General features: G+C 43.4%; 21 protein-coding genes. 7 read left to right on the top strand and 14 right to left on the bottom strand.

All coding sequences use genetic code 11. The features are described 5' to 3' along the window. Positions 1-96 precede the first annotated feature (96 nt). Positions 97-816 carry an RNA methyltransferase gene (locus CCS02_RS21395; RefSeq protein WP_100187867.1) on the bottom strand — a complete coding sequence of 240 codons (720 nt, stop codon included), beginning with the start codon at positions 814-816 and terminating at the stop codon, positions 97-99. A 301-nt stretch (positions 817-1117) separates the two neighbouring features. Between CCS02_RS21395 and CCS02_RS21390 the strand changes: the two genes are divergently transcribed. Next, positions 1118-1906: an inositol monophosphatase family protein gene (locus tag CCS02_RS21390; protein ID WP_100187866.1), complete on the top strand. Its 789-nt coding sequence runs from the start codon at positions 1118-1120 to the stop codon at positions 1904-1906. A gap of 90 nt (positions 1907-1996) precedes the next feature. Here the strand turns inward: CCS02_RS21390 and CCS02_RS21385 are convergent, their stop codons facing one another. From CCS02_RS21385 to CCS02_RS21365, 5 genes are all read right to left on the bottom strand, one after another. Then, on the bottom strand, positions 1997-3061 hold the full coding sequence (locus tag CCS02_RS21385; RefSeq protein WP_100637653.1) for a Gfo/Idh/MocA family protein: 1065 nt from the start codon (positions 3059-3061) through the stop codon (positions 1997-1999). A gap of 248 nt (positions 3062-3309) precedes the next feature. After that, a complete protein-coding gene (locus CCS02_RS21380; RefSeq protein ID WP_100637652.1) occupies positions 3310-3966 on the bottom strand; it encodes a YceH family protein in 657 nt (218 codons plus the stop codon). A gap of 31 nt (positions 3967-3997) precedes the next feature. Beyond that, a complete protein-coding gene (locus CCS02_RS21375) occupies positions 3998-4786 on the bottom strand; it encodes a sterol desaturase family protein (RefSeq protein WP_072841094.1) in 789 nt (262 codons plus the stop codon). A gap of 58 nt (positions 4787-4844) precedes the next feature. Continuing rightward, entirely contained in the window at positions 4845-5237 is a 393-nt protein-coding gene (locus tag CCS02_RS21370) for a DUF1801 domain-containing protein (RefSeq protein ID WP_100187863.1), read from the bottom strand. 72 nt (positions 5238-5309) lie between these two features. Further along, a complete protein-coding gene (locus CCS02_RS21365) occupies positions 5310-6464 on the bottom strand; it encodes a MalY/PatB family protein (protein WP_100637651.1) in 1155 nt (384 codons plus the stop codon). Between the two features lie 337 nt (positions 6465-6801). Here CCS02_RS21365 and betI point away from each other — a divergent pair, with 337 nt between their 5' ends. From betI to choV, 4 genes are all read left to right on the top strand, one after another. Continuing rightward, a complete protein-coding gene (betI, locus tag CCS02_RS21360; RefSeq protein ID WP_072841097.1) occupies positions 6802-7389 on the top strand; it encodes a transcriptional regulator BetI in 588 nt (195 codons plus the stop codon). A gap of 151 nt (positions 7390-7540) precedes the next feature. Then, positions 7541-8476 carry a choline ABC transporter substrate-binding protein gene (locus CCS02_RS21355; protein WP_100637650.1) on the top strand — a complete coding sequence of 312 codons (936 nt, stop codon included), beginning with the start codon at positions 7541-7543 and terminating at the stop codon, positions 8474-8476. 78 nt (positions 8477-8554) lie between these two features. Further along, a complete protein-coding gene (gene choW / locus CCS02_RS21350; RefSeq protein ID WP_072841099.1) occupies positions 8555-9400 on the top strand; it encodes a choline ABC transporter permease subunit in 846 nt (281 codons plus the stop codon). 3 nt (positions 9401-9403) lie between these two features. Further along, positions 9404-10594: a choline ABC transporter ATP-binding protein gene (choV, locus tag CCS02_RS21345; RefSeq protein ID WP_100637649.1), complete on the top strand. Its 1191-nt coding sequence runs from the start codon at positions 9404-9406 to the stop codon at positions 10592-10594. A gap of 117 nt (positions 10595-10711) precedes the next feature. Here the strand turns inward: choV and CCS02_RS21340 are convergent, their stop codons facing one another. Further along, entirely contained in the window at positions 10712-12049 is a 1338-nt protein-coding gene (locus tag CCS02_RS21340; protein ID WP_072841102.1) for a glutamine synthetase family protein, read from the bottom strand. Between the two features lie 229 nt (positions 12050-12278). Here CCS02_RS21340 and CCS02_RS21335 point away from each other — a divergent pair, with 229 nt between their 5' ends. After that, a complete protein-coding gene (locus tag CCS02_RS21335) occupies positions 12279-13556 on the top strand; it encodes an NAD(P)/FAD-dependent oxidoreductase (protein WP_100187859.1) in 1278 nt (425 codons plus the stop codon). 38 nt (positions 13557-13594) lie between these two features. Here CCS02_RS21335 and CCS02_RS21330 read toward each other — a convergent pair whose 3' ends face one another. From CCS02_RS21330 to CCS02_RS21305, 6 genes are all read right to left on the bottom strand, one after another. Further along, complete coding sequence (locus CCS02_RS21330) at positions 13595-14305, bottom strand: glutamine amidotransferase-related protein (RefSeq protein WP_100187858.1); 711 nt, start codon at positions 14303-14305, stop codon at positions 13595-13597. Between the two features lie 35 nt (positions 14306-14340). Continuing rightward, the gene (locus CCS02_RS21325; protein ID WP_100187857.1) at positions 14341-15159 is read right to left on the bottom strand and encodes an ABC transporter permease subunit; all 819 of its coding nucleotides are present in this window, start codon (positions 15157-15159) and stop codon (positions 14341-14343) included. After that, positions 15156-16046 (bottom strand): ABC transporter permease subunit, encoded by an 891-nt coding sequence (locus CCS02_RS21320; protein WP_012071189.1) that lies wholly within the window; start codon positions 16044-16046, stop codon positions 15156-15158. Before CCS02_RS21320 ends, CCS02_RS21325 begins: the two co-directional genes overlap by 4 nt. Next, positions 16043-17197 carry an ABC transporter ATP-binding protein gene (locus CCS02_RS21315; RefSeq protein ID WP_072841106.1) on the bottom strand — a complete coding sequence of 385 codons (1155 nt, stop codon included), beginning with the start codon at positions 17195-17197 and terminating at the stop codon, positions 16043-16045. Before CCS02_RS21315 ends, CCS02_RS21320 begins: the two co-directional genes overlap by 4 nt. Before the next feature lie 68 nt (positions 17198-17265). Continuing rightward, positions 17266-18351, bottom strand: a complete 1086-nt coding sequence (locus CCS02_RS21310) for a polyamine ABC transporter substrate-binding protein (protein ID WP_072841107.1) — start codon at positions 18349-18351, stop codon at positions 17266-17268. Between the two features lie 66 nt (positions 18352-18417). Further along, positions 18418-19752: a glutamine synthetase family protein gene (locus tag CCS02_RS21305; RefSeq protein WP_072841108.1), complete on the bottom strand. Its 1335-nt coding sequence runs from the start codon at positions 19750-19752 to the stop codon at positions 18418-18420. A gap of 360 nt (positions 19753-20112) precedes the next feature. Here CCS02_RS21305 and CCS02_RS21300 point away from each other — a divergent pair, with 360 nt between their 5' ends. Then, positions 20113-20937 (top strand): response regulator transcription factor, encoded by an 825-nt coding sequence (locus CCS02_RS21300; protein WP_100637648.1) that lies wholly within the window; start codon positions 20113-20115, stop codon positions 20935-20937. Between the two features lie 37 nt (positions 20938-20974). On the opposite strand, the gene CCS02_RS21295 is transcribed toward CCS02_RS21300, so the two are convergent. Further along, positions 20975-22258, bottom strand: coding sequence for an NAD(P)/FAD-dependent oxidoreductase (locus CCS02_RS21295; protein ID WP_100637647.1), 1284 nt, complete (start codon positions 22256-22258; stop codon positions 20975-20977). Positions 22259-22274: the final 16 nt, after the last annotated feature.

Genomic DNA, 22274 nt, shown 5'->3' with positions numbered 1-22274 from the left:
CTTAGCGATAAGTCAGCGTTTTTTTGTTTCAACTTAAGATGCTTAATTTTATTAAAAGTCTTTACCTTTATATAATGACGTATTAAGCACTAGTCATTACTTCATTTTCTTTTCCATCGAAGTCAACATCCCTCTCAGCATACCCACTTCTTGCTGATCCAATCGAGAACGCTGAAACAAACGACGAAAACGCGTCATCACTTGCATTGGCATTTCAGGATCAAGAAACTCTGTCTGAACTAAGACTTTCTCTAAATGCTCAAGCAAATAATCAATTTGCTCAACATTTGCTGCTGGCACATCCCATTTACTCGCAACCACTGGCGCATCTTTCATCAATAACGTCTTCATGCGTAGCTCATACGCTATAACCTGCACCGCTGCACCCAAGTTCAAGGAACTAAAGGTCTCAACAGAAGGAATGTGAACATGGTAATTACAGCGCTGTAGCTCTTCGTTGGTTAGCCCTCGGTCTTCTCGACCAAACACAAACGCAGTGACCAAGCCTTCATCAAAGACTAAGTCTGCCGCTTGTCTTGGATCTACCAAAGGCCAAGGAATATTACGTTCGCGAGCACTGGTACCGATGACTAGCTGACAGTCTGCCAAAGCTTCTTCTAAAGTATCGACAACAACAGCGTTATCTAAAATATCAGTCGCGCCAGAGGCACGACTTACCGCTTCATCACTGGGATATTCCTTAGGTGCAACTAGATATAGATCAGCTAACCCCATGTTTTTCATTGCACGAGCAGCGCCACCAATGTTGCCAGGGTGCGATGTATTAACAAGGACAATTCTTACTTTATTTTGCATTTTATGAGGTACCAATAGTAGCTGTCAGATAATACCGCGCATCTTAACAGATATTTATCATAAAGCCGCAAACCGATCAGTTTTTAACCAACATTTCACTAGTAAAAAGTGTGCTGTTACGCTAGAATTCGCGCTCTTATTTATAGGCGCTCGGTTTTATTACGCTCTTTCTTTAAAGAGACTCACCTTTGTGAGGCAATTGATAAAACGGAGACCGCTCGCTCTTTAACACTTTATTTGGCAACTTATCGTCTTATAGGCGGTATATGCATTTTAATGACGGAATAATTGACGGTAAATTATGCAACCTAGAATCAATGTCGCACTTAAAGCAGCTCGTGCCGCTGCAGAATATATAGTTCACTCGCAAGAGAAACTACTTTTTGACAAAGAACAAGGCCAATCCGCTGAACAGGTTTATCAAACTGTTTGCTCTGGCGCAGAACGCAGCATTGTTTACCACCTAGAAAAAGCCTACCCAGCTGACACCATTACAACTCGCCTTCAAGGCACAGTACAAAATGGTAATGAAGGCGAATGGATCATTGATGCAATCCAAGGACAGCACTTATTCTCACGCGGCCTAACAGGCAACGTTATTACGATGAGCTACCTAGTTGCCGGTAAAGTGGAGCACGCTCTTGTGCTAAACCCTCACACCAAAGACGAGTTTTACGCTAGTAAAGGCCGTGGTGCTTACCTGAACAACTCTCGAATCCGTAGCAGCGCTGCACGTACATTAGAAAACGTTACTGTAGCAGCACAATTCCCTGCAACTGATCGTCTTATGCCTTACCTATCTGGTCAATTCGCTGTGCTAACTGAAATTGCAGAGCAAGGTGCTCGTGCAGTTATGCAAGATTGCCCAGCATTGATGCTTGCTAACGTTGCTGCTGGCCGTCTGGATGCCGCTTGGGGCATTAAACTTCAAGAGTGGGAAATGCAAGCGCCGCTATTTATTGCGAAAGAAGCTGGTTGTTTATTCGCTGGTTTTGATGGCTCACCAAGTCTAGAAAAAGGCGATGTACTTTGCGCAGCACCACGTTTGTTTAAAGTATTGTTACCAACGCTGAACAAACACCTAAACTAAGAATTAAACTTGGTTTAAGAAGATAGATACAAAAAAGGCTCTTTTCAGCGATGAAAAGAGCCTTTTTTATTTATCACATACTTTCAATAATTAATGCTTATGATGACTGTGTTCATGATGATGGTGATGTAAATCCTCTTCATCATGGTGATGGTGGTGCCCATCACTAGAGCCATCTTCGCCTGGATAGTACAAACCTATATCCTGACGAATTTCATCTAGCGTCGCAATCAATTCCAAACTGTTCTGCCAACTGTGATTAGGACTTTGAATCAACCCCTCTTCAAGACAGCGGTTCACTTCATCCACTTCAAACTGATAGCCATTTCCTGGGAAATCAAACTCCACAGCACGCTCTTTATTATCCGCACTAATAACACGGCAAGATTTGGCTTTGAACCATTCAGAATCGATTTCAATATAGCCCTTAGAACCAGATAACATGGCACGGTTCGGGTTACATGAAATCAAAGACGCATCCAAAGAAGCAAGCTGTCCACTCTCCCAGCCCAATAGAATTTGCTCGAACAGATCCACGTCTGTGTCGCCAATTACTGCTTGGTTCTGCACAAAATCAGGTTTACCGAAAAACAACTGCGCTAAGAATACCGGATAAATACCAATATCTAATAAAGCGCCACCACCAAGCTCAAGATTCATCAAACGATGATCTGGGTCTGTAGGCCCGACAAAATTGAAGCTTGCTTGAATACTATTTAGATCGCCGATCTCACCTTCTTCAACCCACTCTACAACTTGCTCTATAACTGGATTAAAACGTGTCCACATGGCTTCCATAACAAACACGTTATGCTCTAAGGCTAAGTCGTAAAGCTCTTTAGATTGCGCTTGATTGATAGTGAAAGGTTTTTCACACAATACGGCCTTACCCGCCAAGATGCAGGCTTTAGTAAGGTCGTAGTGATACACGTGAGGCGTTGCAATGTAGATAACATCTACTTCATGACTATTAATCAGTGAAAAGTAATCAATGAATGCCAATTCAATATCAAATTCGGCCGCAAACGCATCTGCCGATGCCTTATCACGAGAAGCAACCGCACGAAGTTCGCCCGCTTTAACATGACAAAAATCGCTCGCAAATAAATGCGCGATTTGACCTGTTCCAATAATACCCCAGCGTACCTTCTTCATAGGATTCTCCCCATAGACTTAATCAAAGCATTAACGCCAACAACTTATTAGTGTTAAAAATAGCGACACTAAAAAACGCACGTAAGAGACCTTTGCACGACGTTACGAGCGAAACCAAGACGAGGCAAAAAGAGACGAGAAAGCAGAGTTTATGATTTATAAATGAGCATTTCGAGTCTATTTTTAACAAAGTATTGGCAAGCACAGTAGTCGTGCAAATATCTCGCTAAGTTTGACGTCAAAGAAGACTATAGTCCACTGGCATTTTCAAGTTCTTGAATGCGTTCATTTAATTTTTCAACTTGTGCTTCTAGCTCTTTAACTTTGGCTTCAAGTTGTTGCGTGTATTCACCGCTTGTATCAGAAGAAAAAGAGGCCGCGGGTCGATCTGATTCGGAACAGAAACACTCTTGGTAACGCCGCTCGCGCTTACCCGGCTCTCTTGGTAACAGGCAAACATAAGGGCCGCCAGTTTTCGTCTGTAGCGACTGCAAAGCCAATTCAACTTCATCGCGTGATTGAAAGCTATGCAGACGACCACTGCGTGAGCGAAGCTCTCCTGGCGTTTGAGCACCACGTACAAACATCAGGCAGATAATAGCCGTTTCCGCTGGCGACAATTGCAAATCGGAAAACTCCGTATTACAAAACCTGTGCTGATATTTGCTAACGCGACTGTGGGATGCATTGATTTCAGTCACCAAGCCACGCCCAACCAAAGCATCAACCGCGTCTTGAACTTCAAGCTCTGACAACTGAGTCACAGGCTCACGATTGGACTTTTGATTACAGGCATTAACGAGGGCATTCAAACTAAGAGGATATTGATCTGGCGTGGTAATCTCTTTCTCCATAAGACAACCAATAACACGCATTTCGATAAAATTTACTTCGTGATAACTCATAGTTTTTCCTAACTGCTTCTTCAATTCGTCTTTAACGAAGCCTTCTTAATAACTTAAAAGGCATCACCAATACTTCCTTTAACGATCTTGGTTGATACGTCACCGTACCAGGCAATCCAATTTTTAAATGTTCATCTCCCTCTAATGCATCATTTCTTTTAGTCTTAAAAAACGCATCCCAAATACTCAGGAAAAAACCGTAATTACTGTTCGCTTCCAGACTTACCCTTGAATGATGTATGCGATGCATATCTGGAGTGACTACCAGCTTCTTGACCCATGTTTCGATATTAACAGGCAATCTTGCATTAGTGTGGTTAAACATAGCAGATGCATTCAATAATATATCAAACACCAACACAGCCTCCACAGGAATACCTAATAACCAAACGGCTAAAGCCTTAATAAAAAGAGACAATATAATTTCGATAGGATGAAAACGTACCGCAGAACTCACATCTAACTCAGGATCAGAATGGTGAACTTGGTGAATACGCCATAAGAAAGGAACACGATGAAATAGTCTATGTTGCCAATAAATAAGGCAATCTAGTAATAAAATACTCAGCAAAAAAACCGCCCAGAAAGGCAAACTCAAGACCGAGAACAAACCAAAATTTTGACTAAATATTGCGACGATAGACAGTAATAACGGCTGAATAACTCGAACGCTAATCGCTCCGATGACTAACAAAGAAAAGTTATGACGCCAACGTTGCCGCCACTGCAACAGCGCCCCTCTGGGCCAATTCCATTGCCAAAAAATCAGCGAGCTAAAGACCAGAACAAAAACACCTATACGAACAGTGAAATCTATCATTTAGCAGACAGCCTAAATTAAAAAAACCTTATATATCAAATAATAATATATATCTCTGTTATTGAACCAGTTCAGGTGGTTCTCTATGGTTCAGTAAAAAATGGACTTTGATTTGTCCAAGAAGTTCCATAAAAACATTCAGATTAATCTCATCTAAACGATGAATAATAAGGCAATCGTCACCAAATTGAGCATGAGGCAAACGGCTTGCAAAAGAGTGCAGCACACTCAAATCGGAAAAATACACACACAAATGATCTTCACGCGCTGCCACACCATAAATCCAGCTGGCATTTTGCTGAAAATAAGGAATACCCAAGTCACTTACCAACTCAGCCTCAGGCGCAATTAACGCCATCATTTGAATTATTTCCAGCAAATCTTCTCGCATAGCGAGTGGCGTTTGCTGGACATAACGACTAACAAAATCATTCGATACTAACGTCAACATAAGAACTGCTCCTTTAGATACATAGTAAACAGAGCTCGATCTCACTGACTTGATAGAGATCGGAACGAAAAATCACATAAACTTATGCTTTATCAACGCCTCTTCAATACGAGTCATCGCTTGGTCGAGAATAGATTTGGGACAACCAAAGTTTAGGCGAACATAGTTAGGATTGCCAAAATCTTTACCATCAGAAACACCAACGCCTGCATCCACAAAAAATTGATACGGATTATCAAGAGACAAGGCAGAAACGTCGATCCAAGCAAGATACGTCGCCTCTAAATGCACCATTTTAAGGGGTGTTGCAGCAATCCTTTTGGCTAATAAATCTCGATTGCTTTTCAAATACACTAATAGCTCTTTATGCCACTCTTGGCCTTCTTCATAAGCTGCAATAGTAGCCGCTAAACTTAACATATTAGGTGACGGTATTAAGCCTGCTCTTTCTTGATTAAATGCTTGACGTAATTTGGCATTTTCAATAACAGCAAAAGCATAACCTAGCCCCGCAATGTTAAAGGTTTTACTCGGCGCCATTAAGGTAATCGTTCGATTGGCTGCGTCGTCATTCAAACTGGCAAATGGCACATGAGGTAAATCGTCTAAAATCAAATCACAGTGAATTTCATCACTAACAACGACCAGATCATACTTTTCAGCCAATGCATGAATGCTTAACAACTCTTCTTTGGTATAGACAGTTCCACCCGGATTGTGAGGGTTACATAGAAGAATCATCTTGCTTTTTGGATTGGCACAAGCTACTTCAAATTGTGCCATATCGGGCACCCAGCGGCCATTTTGAATGACAATATCCACATTTAATAAATCACGTCCTGATGCTAATGGAGCTTTGGTCAAATGATAATAGACCGGACCAGGAACTACGATGCCATCCCCTTCGTTTGAGAAGACATGAACACTCAAATGCAAGGCACAAACTAGCCCAGGTAAATGCACCAAATGCGCACCAGAAACATCCCAATCATAGCGAGTAGACAAGTGTGACTTAATCGCTTTAACTAAGGCTTTTGGCGTATGGGTATAACCGTAAACGCCTTCATTAACTCGTTGATTTAAAGCTTTTTTAATACAATCTGGCGAATCAAAATCCATGTCTGCTATCCACATGGGAATAACACTTTCAGGGTATTTAGACCACTTATCGCTGCTCATATTTGATCTGTCTATTAGAGTATCAAATACCGAAAAAGAGACATCCATTAAATAACACTCCAATCTTTGATTTAGCTTTATAATTAACACAACTCTGACCGAAAACTCCAGCCATAATAGTCGCTAAGGAAAATGAAAAAGAGCAAGGTTGTGATAGCGTTTTAAGTAAGATGTGAGCAAAAAAATCCTCATTTCTTATCTTAAACCGACACAATAGTTCTCAAAAAAGACCAAAAAAAATTTAAAAAGCCAATTAACCCTTAAAAATCATATAGTTAAATTACTTAGAGAACTAAGTTTTTGATTTGTCAAGGGTTGACCTAAATTGCACAATCAGCCTAGTATAGTTTTCATTAAACGGCTGTTTAATAAAAAAGGATCCAGAATGCCAAAAGTTGGAATGCCTGAAATACGTAAACCTCAGCTTATCGAGGCCGCAATAAAAGCCATAGACAAATACGGTTTTGCGGGGGCAACAGTCAGTGTTATTGGTAAAAAAGCTGGCGTATCTCCAGCCATCATAAACCACTACTTTGGTGGCAAAAATGGCTTATATGAAGCAACTATGAGAAGCCTGATTCGTGAATTTTTTGAAGTTTTATCCAAAGAAGTCATAAAAACGAAAAATAAATCAGCTAAACATAAAGTAATGGCCATCGTAAAAGCCAGTTTTAGCCAATCCCAAACACATCCCCAAGTCGTCAAAGCTTGGATGGGATTTTGGGCATCAGCCATGCATACGCCCTCTTTGTATCGATTGCAAAATGTCTACTCTAAGCGCTTAAAAACATCGCTAGTGTGTGTACTAAAAGAAGAATTTGAGATTGAAAAAGCCCGTAGTATCGCGCTTACCGTCGCAGCGCTTATCGATGGTATGTGGCTACGCGGATCATTAGCAGGCGGCATCAACAAAAAAGAGTCTGCGCAGCAAATACAAGATTACTTGGATCTCGTGTTTCAGGATCGAACCTAAACACACCAAGAAACAGAATCATCAACATATATTATTTTTTAGGTAGCCGACGAAATACGCTGCCAATGTTTTAGGAGTTCACGTTCAGTGCCAGCACTCGGCACTGTATTCGCTCATAGATTTTGAGTTCAATAGAAAAGAGGTTAAGGGTATGTTAAATAAGGCAAAGAAGACCGCAATCGCCGTTAGTATGGCGAGTGTTTCAGGACTAACTATGGCAGCAGATTGTTCAATGGTCCGCTTTTCAGATGTAGGCTGGACAGATATCACCGCCACCACTGCAGTAACAAGCGAAATCGTCGAAGGTCTAGGCTACGAAACCAAAACACAATTGTTATCTGTTCCTGTTACTTACACTTCGCTAGCAAATGGCGATATAGATGTCTTTCTAGGCAACTGGATGCCGACCATGCAGGCAGACATCGATCCTTACCTAAAAGCAGGCACTGTTGAAGATCTTGGTGCAAACCTAGTCGGTGCAAAATACACACTAGCGGTTAGTAAAGACGCCTTTGATGCTGGTGTCACAGACTTTTCAGACATTGCAAAACACCGCAAAGAATTTGCCGGTCGCATTTACGGTATCGAGCCTGGCAATGATGGCAACCGCATTATCCAAGGCATGATTGATTCGAATGCCTTTGATCTTGGCAACTTCCAATTAGTTGAATCCAGCGAAGCTGGCATGTTATCTCAAGTTAGCCGTAATACCCGCCGCAACAAATGGATTGCCTTCCTAGGTTGGGCACCTCATCCAATGAACGCCAACTTTAAAATGGAATACCTTTCTGGCGGAGACGATTACTTCGGCCCTAACTACGGTGGTGCCGACGTACACACCAACGTTCGTAAAGGCTACATCCAACAATGCCCTAACGTTGGCAAGCTCATCACAAACCTAAAATTCTCTTTGCCGATGGAAAACCAAATCATGGGTGCCATTCTTGATGAAGGCAAAAAACCAAATATCGCAGCAAAAGAATGGCTAAAAGCGAACCCTGAAGTTCTAGATGCTTGGCTTAAAGGTGTAACCACTAAATCCGGTGATAACGGCCTAAGCGCTGTGAAATCACACCTAGGTCTGTAATACATCATTTGCACATCACCGCTCCCTTAACAACACACCGTTGAGGGAGCATCATCGAACTATCGGGAGAACACATATATGAATTGGCTGACGGATAATAAAATCCCTCTTGGCGCTTGGATGGAAAACTTTGTCGATTGGCTGGTTACTGCGGCTTCCGGTTTTTTTGATCTAGTCTCTATAACATTAGAAACAATGATAGTTACAATGGTCGACGCGATTGATTCCATTCATCCGTTCGCTGTTATTGCCATTATTTTAGTTGGTGTTTGGTTCCTACATCGCAGTATTGGCTTACTTATTTTTATAACCCTGTCCCTATTACTGATTATTAATATGGGTTATTGGGTGGAAACTATCCAAACCCTAGTGCTTGTCGTATCGGCAACAGCAATAAGTGTATTAATTGGTGTTCCTATTGGCATTGCGGCCGCTCATCGGCCATGGCTATACACCATGTTGCGTCCAATTTTGGATTTGATGCAGACCATTCCAACCTTTGTTTATCTTATTCCAACGCTCATTCTATTTGGTCTAGGTTACGTACCAGGTTTGATATCGACCATTATCTTTGCTATTGCCGCGCCAATTCGCTTGACCTACTTAGGCGTTAGCAAGGTACCCAATGAGCTTATCGAAGCCGGCTTAGCATTTGGTTGCACAAAATCGAAACTGCTCTATAAAGTTGAATTGCCAGCTGCCATGCCAAACATCATGGCAGGTGTCACACAATGTATTATGTTGTCTTTATCAATGGTGGTGGTTGCAGCCTTGGTTGGAGCAGATGGCTTAGGGAAACCAGTTATCAGAGCACTAAATACGGTAAACATTTCCCAAGGGTTTGAAGCAGGTGTTGCCATTGTATTGGTTGCCATCATGCTAGACCGTATTTGTAAGTCGCCATCATCTAAGAACGCGGGGTAATTTATGTCTGTTGTAACAATTGAAAACGTCGACATTGTCTTCGGTGACAATAAAGCAAAAACACTCCCTCTTATGGACAAAGGTCATACTCGTGATCAAATCCTTGGTATGACTGGCGACGTAGTTGGTGTGCAGAACGCCAATATTGAAGTCAACGAAGGTGAAATCTGCGTATTAATGGGACTGTCTGGGTCTGGCAAATCGACTTTACTGCGCGCCGTCAATGGTTTAAATAAAATAGCCCGAGGCCGTTGTCTTGTAAGAGATGGCGAAAAAATGGTCGACATGGCCAAATGTGACGACACAACATTACGCCACATGCGTACTCGTCGCGTATCCATGGTATTCCAAAGCTTTGCCTTAATGCCTTGGTTAACCGTACTTGAAAATGTCGCCTTTGGTTTAGAAATGCAAGGCATGCCAAAAGCCGAGCGTCTTAAAAAAGCACGCGAGCAGCTAAAAATGGTCAGCCTAGACAAATGGGCGAATAAAAAGCCTGACGAATTGTCTGGTGGTATGCGCCAGCGTGTAGGTTTGGCAAGAGCTTTTGCCATGGATACAGACGTCTTGCTAATGGACGAACCTTTCTCAGCGCTCGATCCATTAATCCGTTCACAACTGCAAGACGAACTTATTGAGCTGCAAAGACGCTTAAATAAAACCATTATTTTCGTTAGTCATGATTTAGATGAAGCACTAAAAATCGGCACCAAGATTGCGATCATGGAATCTGCGAGAATCATTCAGGAAGACGCTCCTGAGCAAATCGTCCTAAATCCTGCCACAGAGTACGTAGAGAAGTTCGTTGCTCACACCAACCCTCTGAACGTACTACGCGGCAGCTCGCTAATGACACCATTGGCTGAATTAGCAGTACAAGACGACCATATTGTTATCAATGACGACATTAGAATGAAACTTGAAAACGGCAAACTGATTTCTGTGCAAGGGCCAAGAGGCGACATTCCAACGGCTCGCTGGACACCAGAAACCATCTTTGCCAACGTACCTGATAACACTGTCTTTATCGTGCCTGCCAACATCGCCATGCGCGATGCGGTAGAGCTGCGCTATCACTCCAACCACTTCATGGTGCTGGAAGAAGCGGGTAAATCCGTCGGCATCCTCAACGACCATAACTTTTACCACGCTCTACTTGGTAAACACTTTGGACGCGAAGAAGCCGCGGCTTAGCGATTTTCTTTAGATAAGACCAAATAGAGAGATAAGCCCAAATTGAAATGCGGATAAATAAAAAGGCCAGATGGAAACGTCTGGCCTTTTTAGTTTTGATTGTCACATCCTAAAACATCAAACGTTCAGCAATAGATGTTCTCGTTCCCACGAGCTGATAACTCGGTTGAAGGTTTCAAATTCGCTACGCTTTACGCCCATGTAGGCTTTGACGAAGTGTTCGCCCATGATGTCGCAAAGCGGCTGGCACTCTTCCAAAAGGCGCAAACCTTCTTCAAGAGTACGAGCAATTTCAACTTCTTCAGAAGGTGGCTTTTTACCTTCCACTGGGTCGGTTGGATGCAATTTCTCTTTAATGCCAAGATAACCACAAGCCAATGTCGCAGCGATGCCCAAGTAAGGGTTGCAATCCGCACCTGGAAAACGGTTTTCAATGCGCGTCGCCTCAGGTGGTGAAAACGGAACTCGTAGTCCTGCAGTACGGTTATCAAATCCCCATTGCATATTGATTGGAGCCGCCATATCTGGAGAGAAACGACGATAAGAGTTGACGTTTGGGGCAAAAAAACTGATCGCACTTGGCGTGTACTTTTGCAGTCCACCCAAGTAGTTATAAAACAGTTCACTTGGGCTGCCGTTGTCATCAAACAAGTTTTTACCTGTTTTGCTGTCTACCAAACTCTGGTGAATATGCATCGCACTGCCCGGCTCATGTTGCATAGGTTTGGCCATAAACGTCGCGTACATGCCATGCTTCATTGCCGCCTCACGCAAAGTACGTTTAAAGACAAATACCTGATCGGCCAAGTCTAACGGATCACCATGAATAAAGTTGATTTCCATCTGTGCTGCACCAGACTCGTGGATCAAGGTGTCCACATCCAAACCTTGTGCTTCGCAATAGCTGTAAAGTGTATCAATCACTGGGTTGAATTCGTTCACCGCATCGATACTGTAAGAACGACGTGAAGTCTCTCGTTTGCCAGAGCGCCCTACTGCGGGTTTTAACTCATAATCCGGATCGGTGTTTGGATCAATCAGATAAAACTCTACTTCTGGGGCAATCACTGGCGTGATACCTTCTTTCGCATACAAAGCAAGAATATTACGTAGAATCGTTCGACTAGATAATGGATGCAGCTGGCCGCTTTTATCGTAACAATCATTGATAATTTGCGCCGTCGGTTCATCAGCCCAAGGCACTAATCGGAAGGTGTTCGGATCAGGGTGAAGCTCCATGTCTCGGTCGCTCGCATCCACCAGCTCGTAGTGATTGTCAGCCCAATCACCGGTGACACTTTGCACGAGAATAGTCTCTGGAATACGCCCAAATAGTTCTGCCAAGAATTTATACGTTGGATAAAATTTACCACGAGCGTTGCCCGTCATGTCTGCCAACGTTGACTCGACTTCCGTTATTGAATGTTCTTTCAAAAAAGCTTCAAACTCTGTCATAACCCACCTTGTGCCAACGAATTTCTTTATTAAAACGGCTAAAAAAATGCCTATTGCGGATACAGTCTATTTGTTTACTATGATCACTAAATTAGTTGATAATTTGGCTTTGAACATATTTTAGTTGATCGACTAAAGCAACTGCTTTTGCCAGAATGGGTCAAAATAAAACCATCATCTAATTCGATACCAACCTTTCGTTGCTATCTGTTTTCAAAGGACTCACCAAGTGAATACTCACGAAGCATCCTACTACGCTGCAACAGCGAATATACAGACAGATTACCCAAGCCTAACAGGCGAACAAGAAACCGATATTTGTATTATTGGTGGTGGTTTTACTGGCGTTTCTGCCGCTCTGCATTTAGCAGAAGCTGGCTTTAAAGTAAGTTTAGTCGAAGCCAATAAAATTGGCTGGGGAGCGTCTGGTCGTAATGGTGGTCAGATCTGCCAAGGCCATAACATGGGCCACGAAGACATGATAAAGCAAGTCGGCAAAGACACCGCCGATTTGCTATGGCAAAGCTCGGTGGACTCGGTTGCTTTAGTGAAAGAACTTGTTAAGCGCTACAACATAGATTGCGACTTGACTGCAGGCGTTTTGCACGTCGCCAGCAAACGCCGTCATGGTGACGAAATTAAAGAATCCGTGGAATACAAACGCAATACATTAGGCTACAGCGCAGTCGACTATCTAACCGCTGACGAGGTTGCTAAAAAGCTCGGCACGGATCGTTATTTTGGTGGCGAGTTTTATCGAGAAGGCGCGCACATTCATCCGCTTAACTTCGTCTTAGGCATGGCGCAAGCGGCAACTGCTCATGGCGCCACGCTTTACGAAAACGCCACAGTCATCTCTTATAAAACGGGTGAGAAACCGGAGGTTATTACCGAAAAAGGCAAGATACGTTGTCGCTACCTGCTATTCGCTTGCAATGGTTATTTGGGCAAACTTAATGGCGCAGCGGCGAAAAAAATCATGCCGATTAATAACTTCATTATTGCCACGGACCCCTTGAGTGATGAACAGGCAAATCGCATCAATGCTGAACGTGTCGCAGTGGCTGATTCCAAATTTGTGGTGAATTATTTCCGCCTGTCTGCTGACCAACGTTTGCTTTGGGGCGGCGGTGAAAACTACAGCCAACATTTCCCCAAAGATATCGCGAGCTTTGTGAAAAAGCACATGATTGAAATTTATCCAGAACTGGCTTCTCACAAGATTGATTACGCTTGGGGTGGCACTTTAGCCATCACGCTAAATCGCATGCCGCACATTGCTCGACAAGAACAAAACATCTTTGTCGCACAAGGTTATTCTGGTCATGGCGTGGCGCTGGCAACTTACGCAGGCGCTATTTTTGCAAAAGCGGTACAAGGTTCTCTAGAAGGCATAGACGCCTTTGAGCGTTTACCTATAAAAGACTTCCCCGGCGGCACATTACTGCGTTGGCCGGGGTTAGTAGCGGGGATGTTGTATTACTCTATGCTGGATCGATTACCCTAACAAAATACAAAGGCCGTTTCACAAAGAGTCTTTATTTTTTAAGACTCTTTCTTTAAAAACAAACCAATCCACGACATCATTTGATTAGAGTGAATGTCGCTACTTTCAAGAGAGCTTAAAGCAGTCTTGGCTTGTTCTTGGGTAAGTTGCTTACCATCGTATAAATTGACCAAGGCTTTTTCATACACTTTGGAAAACTCAGGATGCCCCTGAAAAGTCAAAATATGATCTTCATAAAGCAAGCCTGCATTTTCACAAAACTCTGAACGTAAAATCACTCGCGCACGCGCAGGCTTTTCAACGACCTGATCCTGATGGAAGGCACACAAGGCAAGCTCTTTAGCCTCTGGAAGCACTGGCAAAGACCCACATACATCATATTGATGAATGCCTACGCCCCAGCCACCTTGGAATTTTTCAACGCGTCCGCCCAATGCACGAGCAATGACTTGATGGCCAAAACATATGCCGACTAAAGGACGCTGTAACTGATCGATATCTTTGATCAAAGCGCACAAACGCAGAATCCAAGGCTCATCAGAATATGCATCGGCTTTAGATCCGGTAATCAACCAAGCATCACATTCTTCCGCATGACTTGGGAACTCATCCAAACGCACGTCATAAGTGACAAAGGAAAAATCCTTTTGCATTTTCCCAAGCTGTTCGGCAAACATATTGGCGTAGGTTGGGAACTCACCCAGTAAAGAATCAGGTGTAATACCTGCAGCAAGAATACCGATCTTCATTCATTTATCCTTAAAATGTTTTTCAATAAGCAGCACTATTTATTCGCATCTTTAAAGCGATTCTGTCTATGCATAATCACAATCGCCGCGATCACCGCAATCGACACCGTCACTATCATCAAGGTTGCCAAAGCATTCACTTCTGGAGTCACGCCTAAACGGACTTTCGAAAAAATCACCATTGGCAAGGTGCTGTTACCCGGGCCAGAAACAAAACTAGCGATCACTAAATCGTCCAATGACAAGGTAAAGGACAACAACCAACCAGAAATAATTGCGGGTGCAATCAAAGGCAAAGTAATCAAAAAGAACAAAGATGTAGGTTTGGCGCCCAAATCCATCGCCGCTTCTTCTAATGTCTCATCTAATGAAGCCAGCCGAGATTGCACTACTACAGCGACATAGGCCAAACAAAAGGTTGTATGAGCAATCACTATGGTGGTTACACCACGACCAGCAGGCCAGCCGAACATGCTTTCCAAAGACACAAACAACAACAGCAAAGACAAGCCGGTGATCACTTCTGGCATTACCAAAGGTGCCGTCACCCAGCCGGTTAACATAGCTTTGCCAGCGAACTTACGCATTCGACTCAGGACAAAACCCGCCAAGGTGCCCAATATAGACGCCATGGTCGCACTGATAAAAGCGATTTTCAGACTTACCCAAGCCGCACTCATAATTTGCTCGTTACGGAACAATTCGACGTACCATTTTAACGACCAACCGCCCCACACTGTGACCAGTTTGGATTCATTAAAGCTATACACAATCAAGGCAATAATCGGCGCATACAGAAACACAAAGCCCGCACCAGCCATTACTTTTAAAGCTACTGAACTGCCCTGTTTCATTCGGCCTCCTTATTGCTGTTTCGCATAAACATAATTGGCCCAACCAAAACAATCAGCATGACCACCGCCACGGCAGATGCCAAAGGCCAATCACGATTTAAAAAGAACTCATCCCACAACACACGGCCAATCATCAAGGTATCCGATCCACCCAACAAGGCCGGAATCACATATTCCCCAACCGCTGGAATAAACACTAACAAACAGCCAGCAATAATCCCCGGCTTCGCCAATGGCAAGGTCACCAAGAAGAACGACTGATAAGGCTTCGCACCCAAATCTTGCGCAGCATCAAGCAGGTTTAAATCCATTTTTTCTAAAGTGGTGTACAGGGGCAGAATCATAAACGGCAAATAGGTATAAACAATGCCAAGATAAACGGCAAAGTCGGTTTGCAGAATTTGTATTGGCTGATCAATAATGCCCGTAGCCAATAAGAAATCGTTAACCAAGCCATTCTTTTTCAACAACGCCATCCAAGCGTAAACACGCAATAGAAAAGACGTCCAAAAAGGCAAAATAACCAAAGCGAGCAAAATCGTCCGCATGGTGGGACGACTACGAGCAATCAAATAGGCTATCGGAAAACCAATTAGCAAAGCAAAAAACGTCGATATGGCCGCTATTTTTAACGAGCTTAAATACGCATCCAAATAAAAACGTGATTCAAACAAATACAGGTAGTTGCCAAACGTCACTTTAAAAGTGAGATAAGCATTGCTCGAATCCCATTGCAGCAAAGGTGAATACGGCGGCACCGCAATCATGGCTTCGGCTAGAGATATCTTGAAAACCACCAAAAAAGGAATAAAGAAAAACGCTGCCAACCACAACATTGGCACCAGAATAACCGCCGTTCGCCCCAAACGCAGCTTACTCAACATCATGCTACTAACACAACGCAGCTATCCGCGTCCCAAGAGAGAAAAACGCGATCTTCCCATGTTAAACGGTTGCCCATTTCGCGAGACACATTGGGCTGAGTAATACGAATTTCTTTGCCGGAATTAAGGCGAACTTTGAATATCGACTGGCTGCCCATATAGGCCACATCTGAAATCACACCAGTTGTCGCATTTACTTCTAAGTCGATTGGCTCACGACTAATACGGATTTTTTCAGGACGAATCGCCACGCTCACATCTTGATTCGGCGCACAGCTAATACCATGATCAACTTGCAATAATCCGTCGATATCGGCACTACGCATCGATGTAGTATCGCGTTCGTCATCAATCACAGTGCCATCAAACAAATTAACATTACCGATAAATTCAGCCACAAATCGATTCTGTGGGTACTCATACACTTCGTGAGGTTCTGCCGTCTGCACAATATCGCCATTGTTCATCACACCAATACGCGTTGCCAAAGTCATGGCTTCCTCTTGATCATGAGTCACAACAATAAAGGTAATACCTAATTCATCCTGCAAGCGCATTAATTCAAACTGAGTTTCTTCACGCAGTTTTTTATCCAAAGCACCCAAAGGCTCGTCTAACAGCAAGAGTTTTGGACGCTTTACCAAGGAGCGAGCCAAGGCAACACGCTGACGTTGACCACCAGACAACATGTGAGGTTTGCGTTTCGCTAAATGACCTAACTGAACCATGCCTAAGATTTCAGCAACGCGCTTATTCACTTCTGCGCTTTTTAATCCTTCACGCTTCAAACCGAAAGCCACGTTGGCTTCGACCGATAAGTGCGGGAACAAGGCATAAGATTGAAACATCATATTAACCGGACGTTCCCAAGGTGGAATTCCCGTCATATCAACGCCATCAATGAGAATACGACCGGACGTTGGCTCTTCGAATCCTGCCAACATACGTAACAAGGTACTTTTCCCTGAACCTGAACCACCCAATAAACAAAAAAGTTCATTGCGATAAATATCAAGCGATACCGAATTCACCGCAGTAAACTGGCCAAATTGCTTGGTGATTTGTTCAATTTGCACAAATGGTTTAGCGTCTTTTTGACGCCATGTCGGCACAGATTGCGTCTGTACAGTAGAAGTATTGGGAAAAGCAGACATAACCTACGACCTATCCAAATGATTGAGCGAAAAAATGGCGGAGCAAGAAAGCTCCGCCGATACGTCGATTAACGACCAGTTTTGATATTTGTCCATGCACGAGTCAAAGAACGATCAAAACGCGCCGTATGAGCAACTTGTACATAAAGCTTATCCTTCACCGCTTGCGTAGGATAAATACCCTTGTTGTTAACAACTTCATCGTCCAACAATGGCTCAGCAGCTTTATTCGGCACGGCATAATACACATAGTTAGAAATCGACGCAGCCACTTCTGGGCGCAAGATATAATTAATAAATGCCAATGCCGCCGCTGGATGTGGTGCATCCGCTGGAATCGCCATCAAATCAAACCACACTAAGGTACCTTCTTTCGGAATCACGAAATTGATATCAACACCTTGATTGGCTTCTTCTGCTCGGCCTTGGGACTGAAGAATGTCGCCGTTATAACCGATAGCAACACAAATCTCGCCATTCGCTAGATCAGAAATATAGGTACTAGAATGGAAATATTTAATAAAAGGACGAGCTTGGCTCATCAATTTTGCCGATGCTTCCAATTCTTTCGTATCTTCAGTGTTTGGATCAACCTGACGGTAATTATTCGCGATAGACATCACTTCGGCTGGTGAATCTAATACTGCAATGCCGCAGTCTTTCAATTTAGCTGCGATCTCAGGATTGAATAAAATATCCCATGAATCAATATCACTGGTGCCCAAACGTTCTTCGATCATTTGCGTGTTGTAACCAATACCGATTGTTCCCCAAGCGTAAGGAATATTATGCTGGTTGCCCGCATCATGTTTTTCGATTTGTTTAAGTAAGGTGCCATCCAAATTACCAATGTTGCTTAACTTACTCTTATCGATAGTCTGATAAACACCCGCTTTTACTTGGCGTTCGAAAAAGGAGTTCGACGGCATAACAACATCGTAACCAGAACCGCCAGCCATCATTTTGGCTTCTAGAGCTTCGTTACTGTCGTACACATCGTAGTTCACTTTAATGCCAGTTTCAGCGGTAAACTGCTCCAAAGTACCTGGTGCCATATAGTCAGACCAGTTGTAAATATTAACGACGTCTTGTGCGTGAAGTGTTGCAGAGCTAGCCGCACATGCGAGCATAAAACCAAGCGTTTTGTTTTTCATTTAGGGATCTCCCACTATTTACTAATAAATAAGCTAATAACATTGGCCAAAGCCAACGTTTAAACTTTATAAGTACGCTTCGTATTCCACATCGGAAATACGCCCATAGATTTTTTCCTGCTCTTGCTCCTTCACCGCACTAAACACTCGGACAAAGGTGTCACCAAGATATTCACACATAAATGCACTGTCTTTAAACGCTTCCGTCGCCAATTCCCAACGATTTGGCAAGGCTTCATAGCGTTCATAAACGGCGTACGCGTCCCCTATAATTGGCTCAGGCGGTGACATTTTGGCTTCTATACCATGCAATGCCGCGCCCAATATTGCCGCCAACACAAGATAAGGGTTCGCATCCGCACCCGCGACTCGATGCTCTATACGACGAGCCTCGCATTCACTTTCCGGTATGCGTACCGCAACAGTGCGGTTCTCATAACCCCAACTTGCAAAAGTTGGCGCATGAGCACCATTTTGAAAACGACGGTAAGAGTTCATATGTGGCGCAAATACCAGCATAGATTCCGGCATGTGATCCAACAAACCTGCCACCGCTTGATGAAGCAGCAAAGAGCCATCTTCATCACCGTTATCAAATACGTTTTTGCCCGTTTCATCCAGCAAACTAAAATGCACATGCATCCCGCTGCCGCTTTTATTGGCGTAAGGTTTCGCCATAAAGGTGGAACCCAAGTCATGACGACGGGCAACACCTTTGACCAAGCGTTTAAAGAGGATCGCATGGTCGGCGGATAATACTGCGTCATTGGTGTGTTGCATATTAATTTCGAACTGTCCTGGGCCTAATTCTGACACTATCGTATCAGCTGGGATTCCTTGGGCTTCGCAAGCCTCACGAACCTCGGTAAAAAAGCCTTCCAAACCATCCATTTCATCGATCGAATAACAGTCTGTTTCGCTCAGTCTTCGGCCATTTCCATCGTTAATAATTGGCTCTTCTGGACGACGTTTAAATTCAGATTCACCATCCAATAAATAAAACTCCAGCTCAGTCGCCACTACTGGCGTTAGACCCAATGCTTTATAACGATCAACAATACGCACAAGAATCTGCCGTGGATCTGGGTAAAAAGGTGTGCCATCCATATTAAACATCATGGCTAACACTTGATCTCGGGGCGATTCCGCCCAAGGCACAGAAGTCGGCTCATCATAAACAGGCATGCAAACGCCGTCGGTATCTCCGGTTTCAAAAACCAAACCATTGGTAAGAACATCATCCCCCCAGTTGTCAAAGCCAATAACCGATTGCGGCAATTTAACGCCTTGGGCCATAACAGTGTCTAAACCACTCGCAGGGATGCGCTTACCTCGAAGATTGCCATTCAAATCGGCAATAAATAAATCAAACTCTGTGTTCCCTTCGTTCATTTCCGACATATAAAATACTCTTCTAAAATGGGGCAACAGTTAGAAAGTCGCTGTATAAAAGCTGAACTTTGCGTCGATACCGATCATTTAATGGATTGTTTTTATTCACTCCTGATCACAATAATTTCACATTACCCTAAGCAAATGTTATGAGTAACTATCCCCAAGTGGGTATATGCAAAAATGATGGCAAGTCTTTATAAAATTTAAGTAATTATTCAACTGCTGCATTAGCATGTGATGGAAATCAATTTTTGAAATAAGACTCTCTCAGGAATATAGACCAACGCATCAAGATGGATCGATAAAAATAAACGTGGAAAAAAATCGCCCTAATTTGAAGCAAGCAAGAAATAAATCGAGGCAGATATGCAAAAAAACATCACCTTAGAACATCCAAACATTTCAGAGCTAATTCGGGACTTGGCCACGCTAACCAACTACGTTCGTGTACCTAGTTTCCCAGCCATGTTAGATGTTTTTTTGAGTAAGCTTTGCCATTTCGACACCATTACCATCATCACTTACAAAAAAGCCCTCAAACCCATATTGATTCACCCACAAGACCCAGCACAACAAAGTGCTGCGCTGCGCTTTTATTTGAGTAAAGCCTATCTTTTAGATCCTGTTTTTAATGGTATTCAGCAAGGAATTTTGCCGGGGATTTATCGTCTGGTGGATTTGTCTCCCGACTCCTTTGAAGATACCGAGTACTACCAAACTTGTTATCGCGATTTCGACTTGGTAGATGAGATCAATCTGATCATTCCGCTGAATAAAGACACCAGGTGCGCGATTTCATTGGGGAGAAAAAAGGCCATTGGCTCAATCCGACGCACCGAACTGAATCACCTAAAAAGCCTGTTTCCTATGGTTGATGCGCTTGTTAGTCAATTTTGGTTATCACAAGAAAGCGAATACATAGAAGAAACCACCAGCTCTGGACCGCTGAACTACGCAATAAAAACCTTTGCTCGTGGTGTGCTCACTAATAGAGAGCAGGAAGTGCTGGAATTGTTGTTGCGTGGCCATTCGTCAAAATCCATTGCAGATCTATTGGAAATTAGTGCGGGAACAGTGAAAGTCCATCGCAAGAATATCCACTCCCGACTCAATACTTCGACACAATCGGAAATTTTCACGCTATTTTTGACTCATCTAGATCATCATGATGAAACCAGACGAGCCTCGTAGCGCTGATCGCTGATCGCTGATCGATAAACGCTAGAGATTAAATGCCTAACTTATCTCGTAAGCTATAATACATTGCGCCCATCGCTGTATAAGGCACACGCAATAAACGGCCACCTGGAAATTGATATTGCGGCATGCTGGCAAACACTTCATAGCGCGAAACATCACCTTCGATAGCGTCTGCCAAAATCTCGCCCATTAAATGAGAGTTTGTTACACCATGGCCCGAATAACCTTGTGCGTAATACAGGTTATCGCCAATTTTACCTACTTGCGGCATACGCATCATGGTTAATAAGAAATTTCCCGTCCAAGCGAAATCAATCTTAACGTCTTTCAACATAGGATAAGTTTTAAGCATTTTACGGCCAATAATCGATTCGATTTTTTCCGGTTCACGAGCACCATAGGTAGTACCACCGCCGTAAATCAAACGTCCATCGCCAGATAATCGGTAATAATCCAATAAATAATTACCGTCTTCCACACAATGATCCGTAGGCAATAACTGCTTTTGTAAATCCTCAGAAAGCGGTTCAGTAGCAATGACCTGAGTGCCACAAGGCATGGCTTTTTTCTCCACTTCTGGAATCAAACCAAACACGTAGGCATTTCCCGCCACCACGACAGTATCCGCGACAATCGAACCATTTTCCGTGATTACTTTGGCAGGCTTGCCTTGCTCGATCCGAATGACTTTTGAATCCTCATAAATCACGCCACCTAAAGATTCAAACGCCCGCGCCTGACCCAAGACCAAATTCAAGGGCTGAATATGACCACCATGAATATCTAGCAAGCCACCCGCATAACGTTCGGAGCCAATATGATCTTGAATAGAAGACGCGGACAATAGCGTCAGGCCTTCGTGTCCATGTGCTTCCCAAAGGGCTTTTTTCGCTTTTAGCGATTCAAACTGTTTAGGGTTGCAAGCAGCGAAAATATTACCCGTTTTCAAATCGCAATCTATGTTGTATTTAGCCACGCGTTGACGAATCAAAGCTTGACCCGAAAACGCCATCGCCGCCATTTTTTCACCAATAACCTCACCGTATTGGTCGGTAATGTAGTCAATATCGCGATTAAAACTATTTACTATCTGACCACCATTACGACCAGAAGCACCAAAGCCAATTCGAGTACCTTCTAATACCACCACTTTGTGGCCCCTTTCGGCCAAACTCAACGCGGTCGAAATACCCGTAAATCCGGCGCCAATCACACAAACATCAAAACGTTGCTCACCCGTTAATTTAGGGCGCAACACCTTATCGTTGGCAGAATCTGCGTAATACGAGTTCACATGACTTGGTAAAGGCATAAACTAGGTACTCCTT

Origin of the sequence: Marinomonas sp. ef1, from assembly GCF_002806845.1 — a bacterium.
Taxonomy (GTDB): Bacteria; Pseudomonadota; Gammaproteobacteria; order Pseudomonadales; family Marinomonadaceae; genus Marinomonas; species Marinomonas polaris.
This window is presented reverse-complemented; position numbering and strand designations above follow the sequence as displayed.

What these genes read in the sequence shown, in the direction of transcription:
- CCS02_RS21395 (WP_100187867.1), bottom strand. Translation starts at nt 816, where the DNA reads ATGCAAAATAAAGTAAGAATTGTCCTTGTTAATACATCGCACCCTGGC.
- CCS02_RS21390 (WP_100187866.1), top strand. Translation starts at nt 1,118, where the DNA reads ATGCAACCTAGAATCAATGTCGCACTTAAAGCAGCTCGTGCCGCTGCA.
- CCS02_RS21385 (WP_100637653.1), bottom strand. Translation starts at nt 3,061, where the DNA reads ATGAAGAAGGTACGCTGGGGTATTATTGGAACAGGTCAAATCGCGCAT.
- CCS02_RS21380 (WP_100637652.1), bottom strand. Translation starts at nt 3,966, where the DNA reads ATGAGTTATCACGAAGTAAATTTTATCGAAATGCGTGTTATTGGTTGT.
- CCS02_RS21375 (WP_072841094.1), bottom strand. Translation starts at nt 4,786, where the DNA reads ATGATAGATTTCACTGTTCGTATAGGTGTTTTTGTTCTGGTCTTTAGC.
- CCS02_RS21370 (WP_100187863.1), bottom strand. Translation starts at nt 5,237, where the DNA reads ATGTTGACGTTAGTATCGAATGATTTTGTTAGTCGTTATGTCCAGCAA.
- CCS02_RS21365 (WP_100637651.1), bottom strand. Translation starts at nt 6,464, where the DNA reads ATGGATGTCTCTTTTTCGGTATTTGATACTCTAATAGACAGATCAAAT.
- betI (WP_072841097.1), top strand. Translation starts at nt 6,802, where the DNA reads ATGCCAAAAGTTGGAATGCCTGAAATACGTAAACCTCAGCTTATCGAG.
- CCS02_RS21355 (WP_100637650.1), top strand. Translation starts at nt 7,541, where the DNA reads ATGTTAAATAAGGCAAAGAAGACCGCAATCGCCGTTAGTATGGCGAGT.
- choW (WP_072841099.1), top strand. Translation starts at nt 8,555, where the DNA reads ATGAATTGGCTGACGGATAATAAAATCCCTCTTGGCGCTTGGATGGAA.
- choV (WP_100637649.1), top strand. Translation starts at nt 9,404, where the DNA reads ATGTCTGTTGTAACAATTGAAAACGTCGACATTGTCTTCGGTGACAAT.
- CCS02_RS21340 (WP_072841102.1), bottom strand. Translation starts at nt 12,049, where the DNA reads ATGACAGAGTTTGAAGCTTTTTTGAAAGAACATTCAATAACGGAAGTC.
- CCS02_RS21330 (WP_100187858.1), bottom strand. Translation starts at nt 14,305, where the DNA reads ATGAAGATCGGTATTCTTGCTGCAGGTATTACACCTGATTCTTTACTG.
- CCS02_RS21325 (WP_100187857.1), bottom strand. Translation starts at nt 15,159, where the DNA reads ATGAAACAGGGCAGTTCAGTAGCTTTAAAAGTAATGGCTGGTGCGGGC.
- CCS02_RS21320 (WP_012071189.1), bottom strand. Translation starts at nt 16,046, where the DNA reads ATGATGTTGAGTAAGCTGCGTTTGGGGCGAACGGCGGTTATTCTGGTG.
- CCS02_RS21315 (WP_072841106.1), bottom strand. Translation starts at nt 17,197, where the DNA reads ATGTCTGCTTTTCCCAATACTTCTACTGTACAGACGCAATCTGTGCCG.
- CCS02_RS21310 (WP_072841107.1), bottom strand. Translation starts at nt 18,351, where the DNA reads ATGAAAAACAAAACGCTTGGTTTTATGCTCGCATGTGCGGCTAGCTCT.
- CCS02_RS21305 (WP_072841108.1), bottom strand. Translation starts at nt 19,752, where the DNA reads ATGTCGGAAATGAACGAAGGGAACACAGAGTTTGATTTATTTATTGCC.
- CCS02_RS21300 (WP_100637648.1), top strand. Translation starts at nt 20,113, where the DNA reads ATGCAAAAAAACATCACCTTAGAACATCCAAACATTTCAGAGCTAATT.
- CCS02_RS21295 (WP_100637647.1), bottom strand. Translation starts at nt 22,258, where the DNA reads ATGCCTTTACCAAGTCATGTGAACTCGTATTACGCAGATTCTGCCAAC.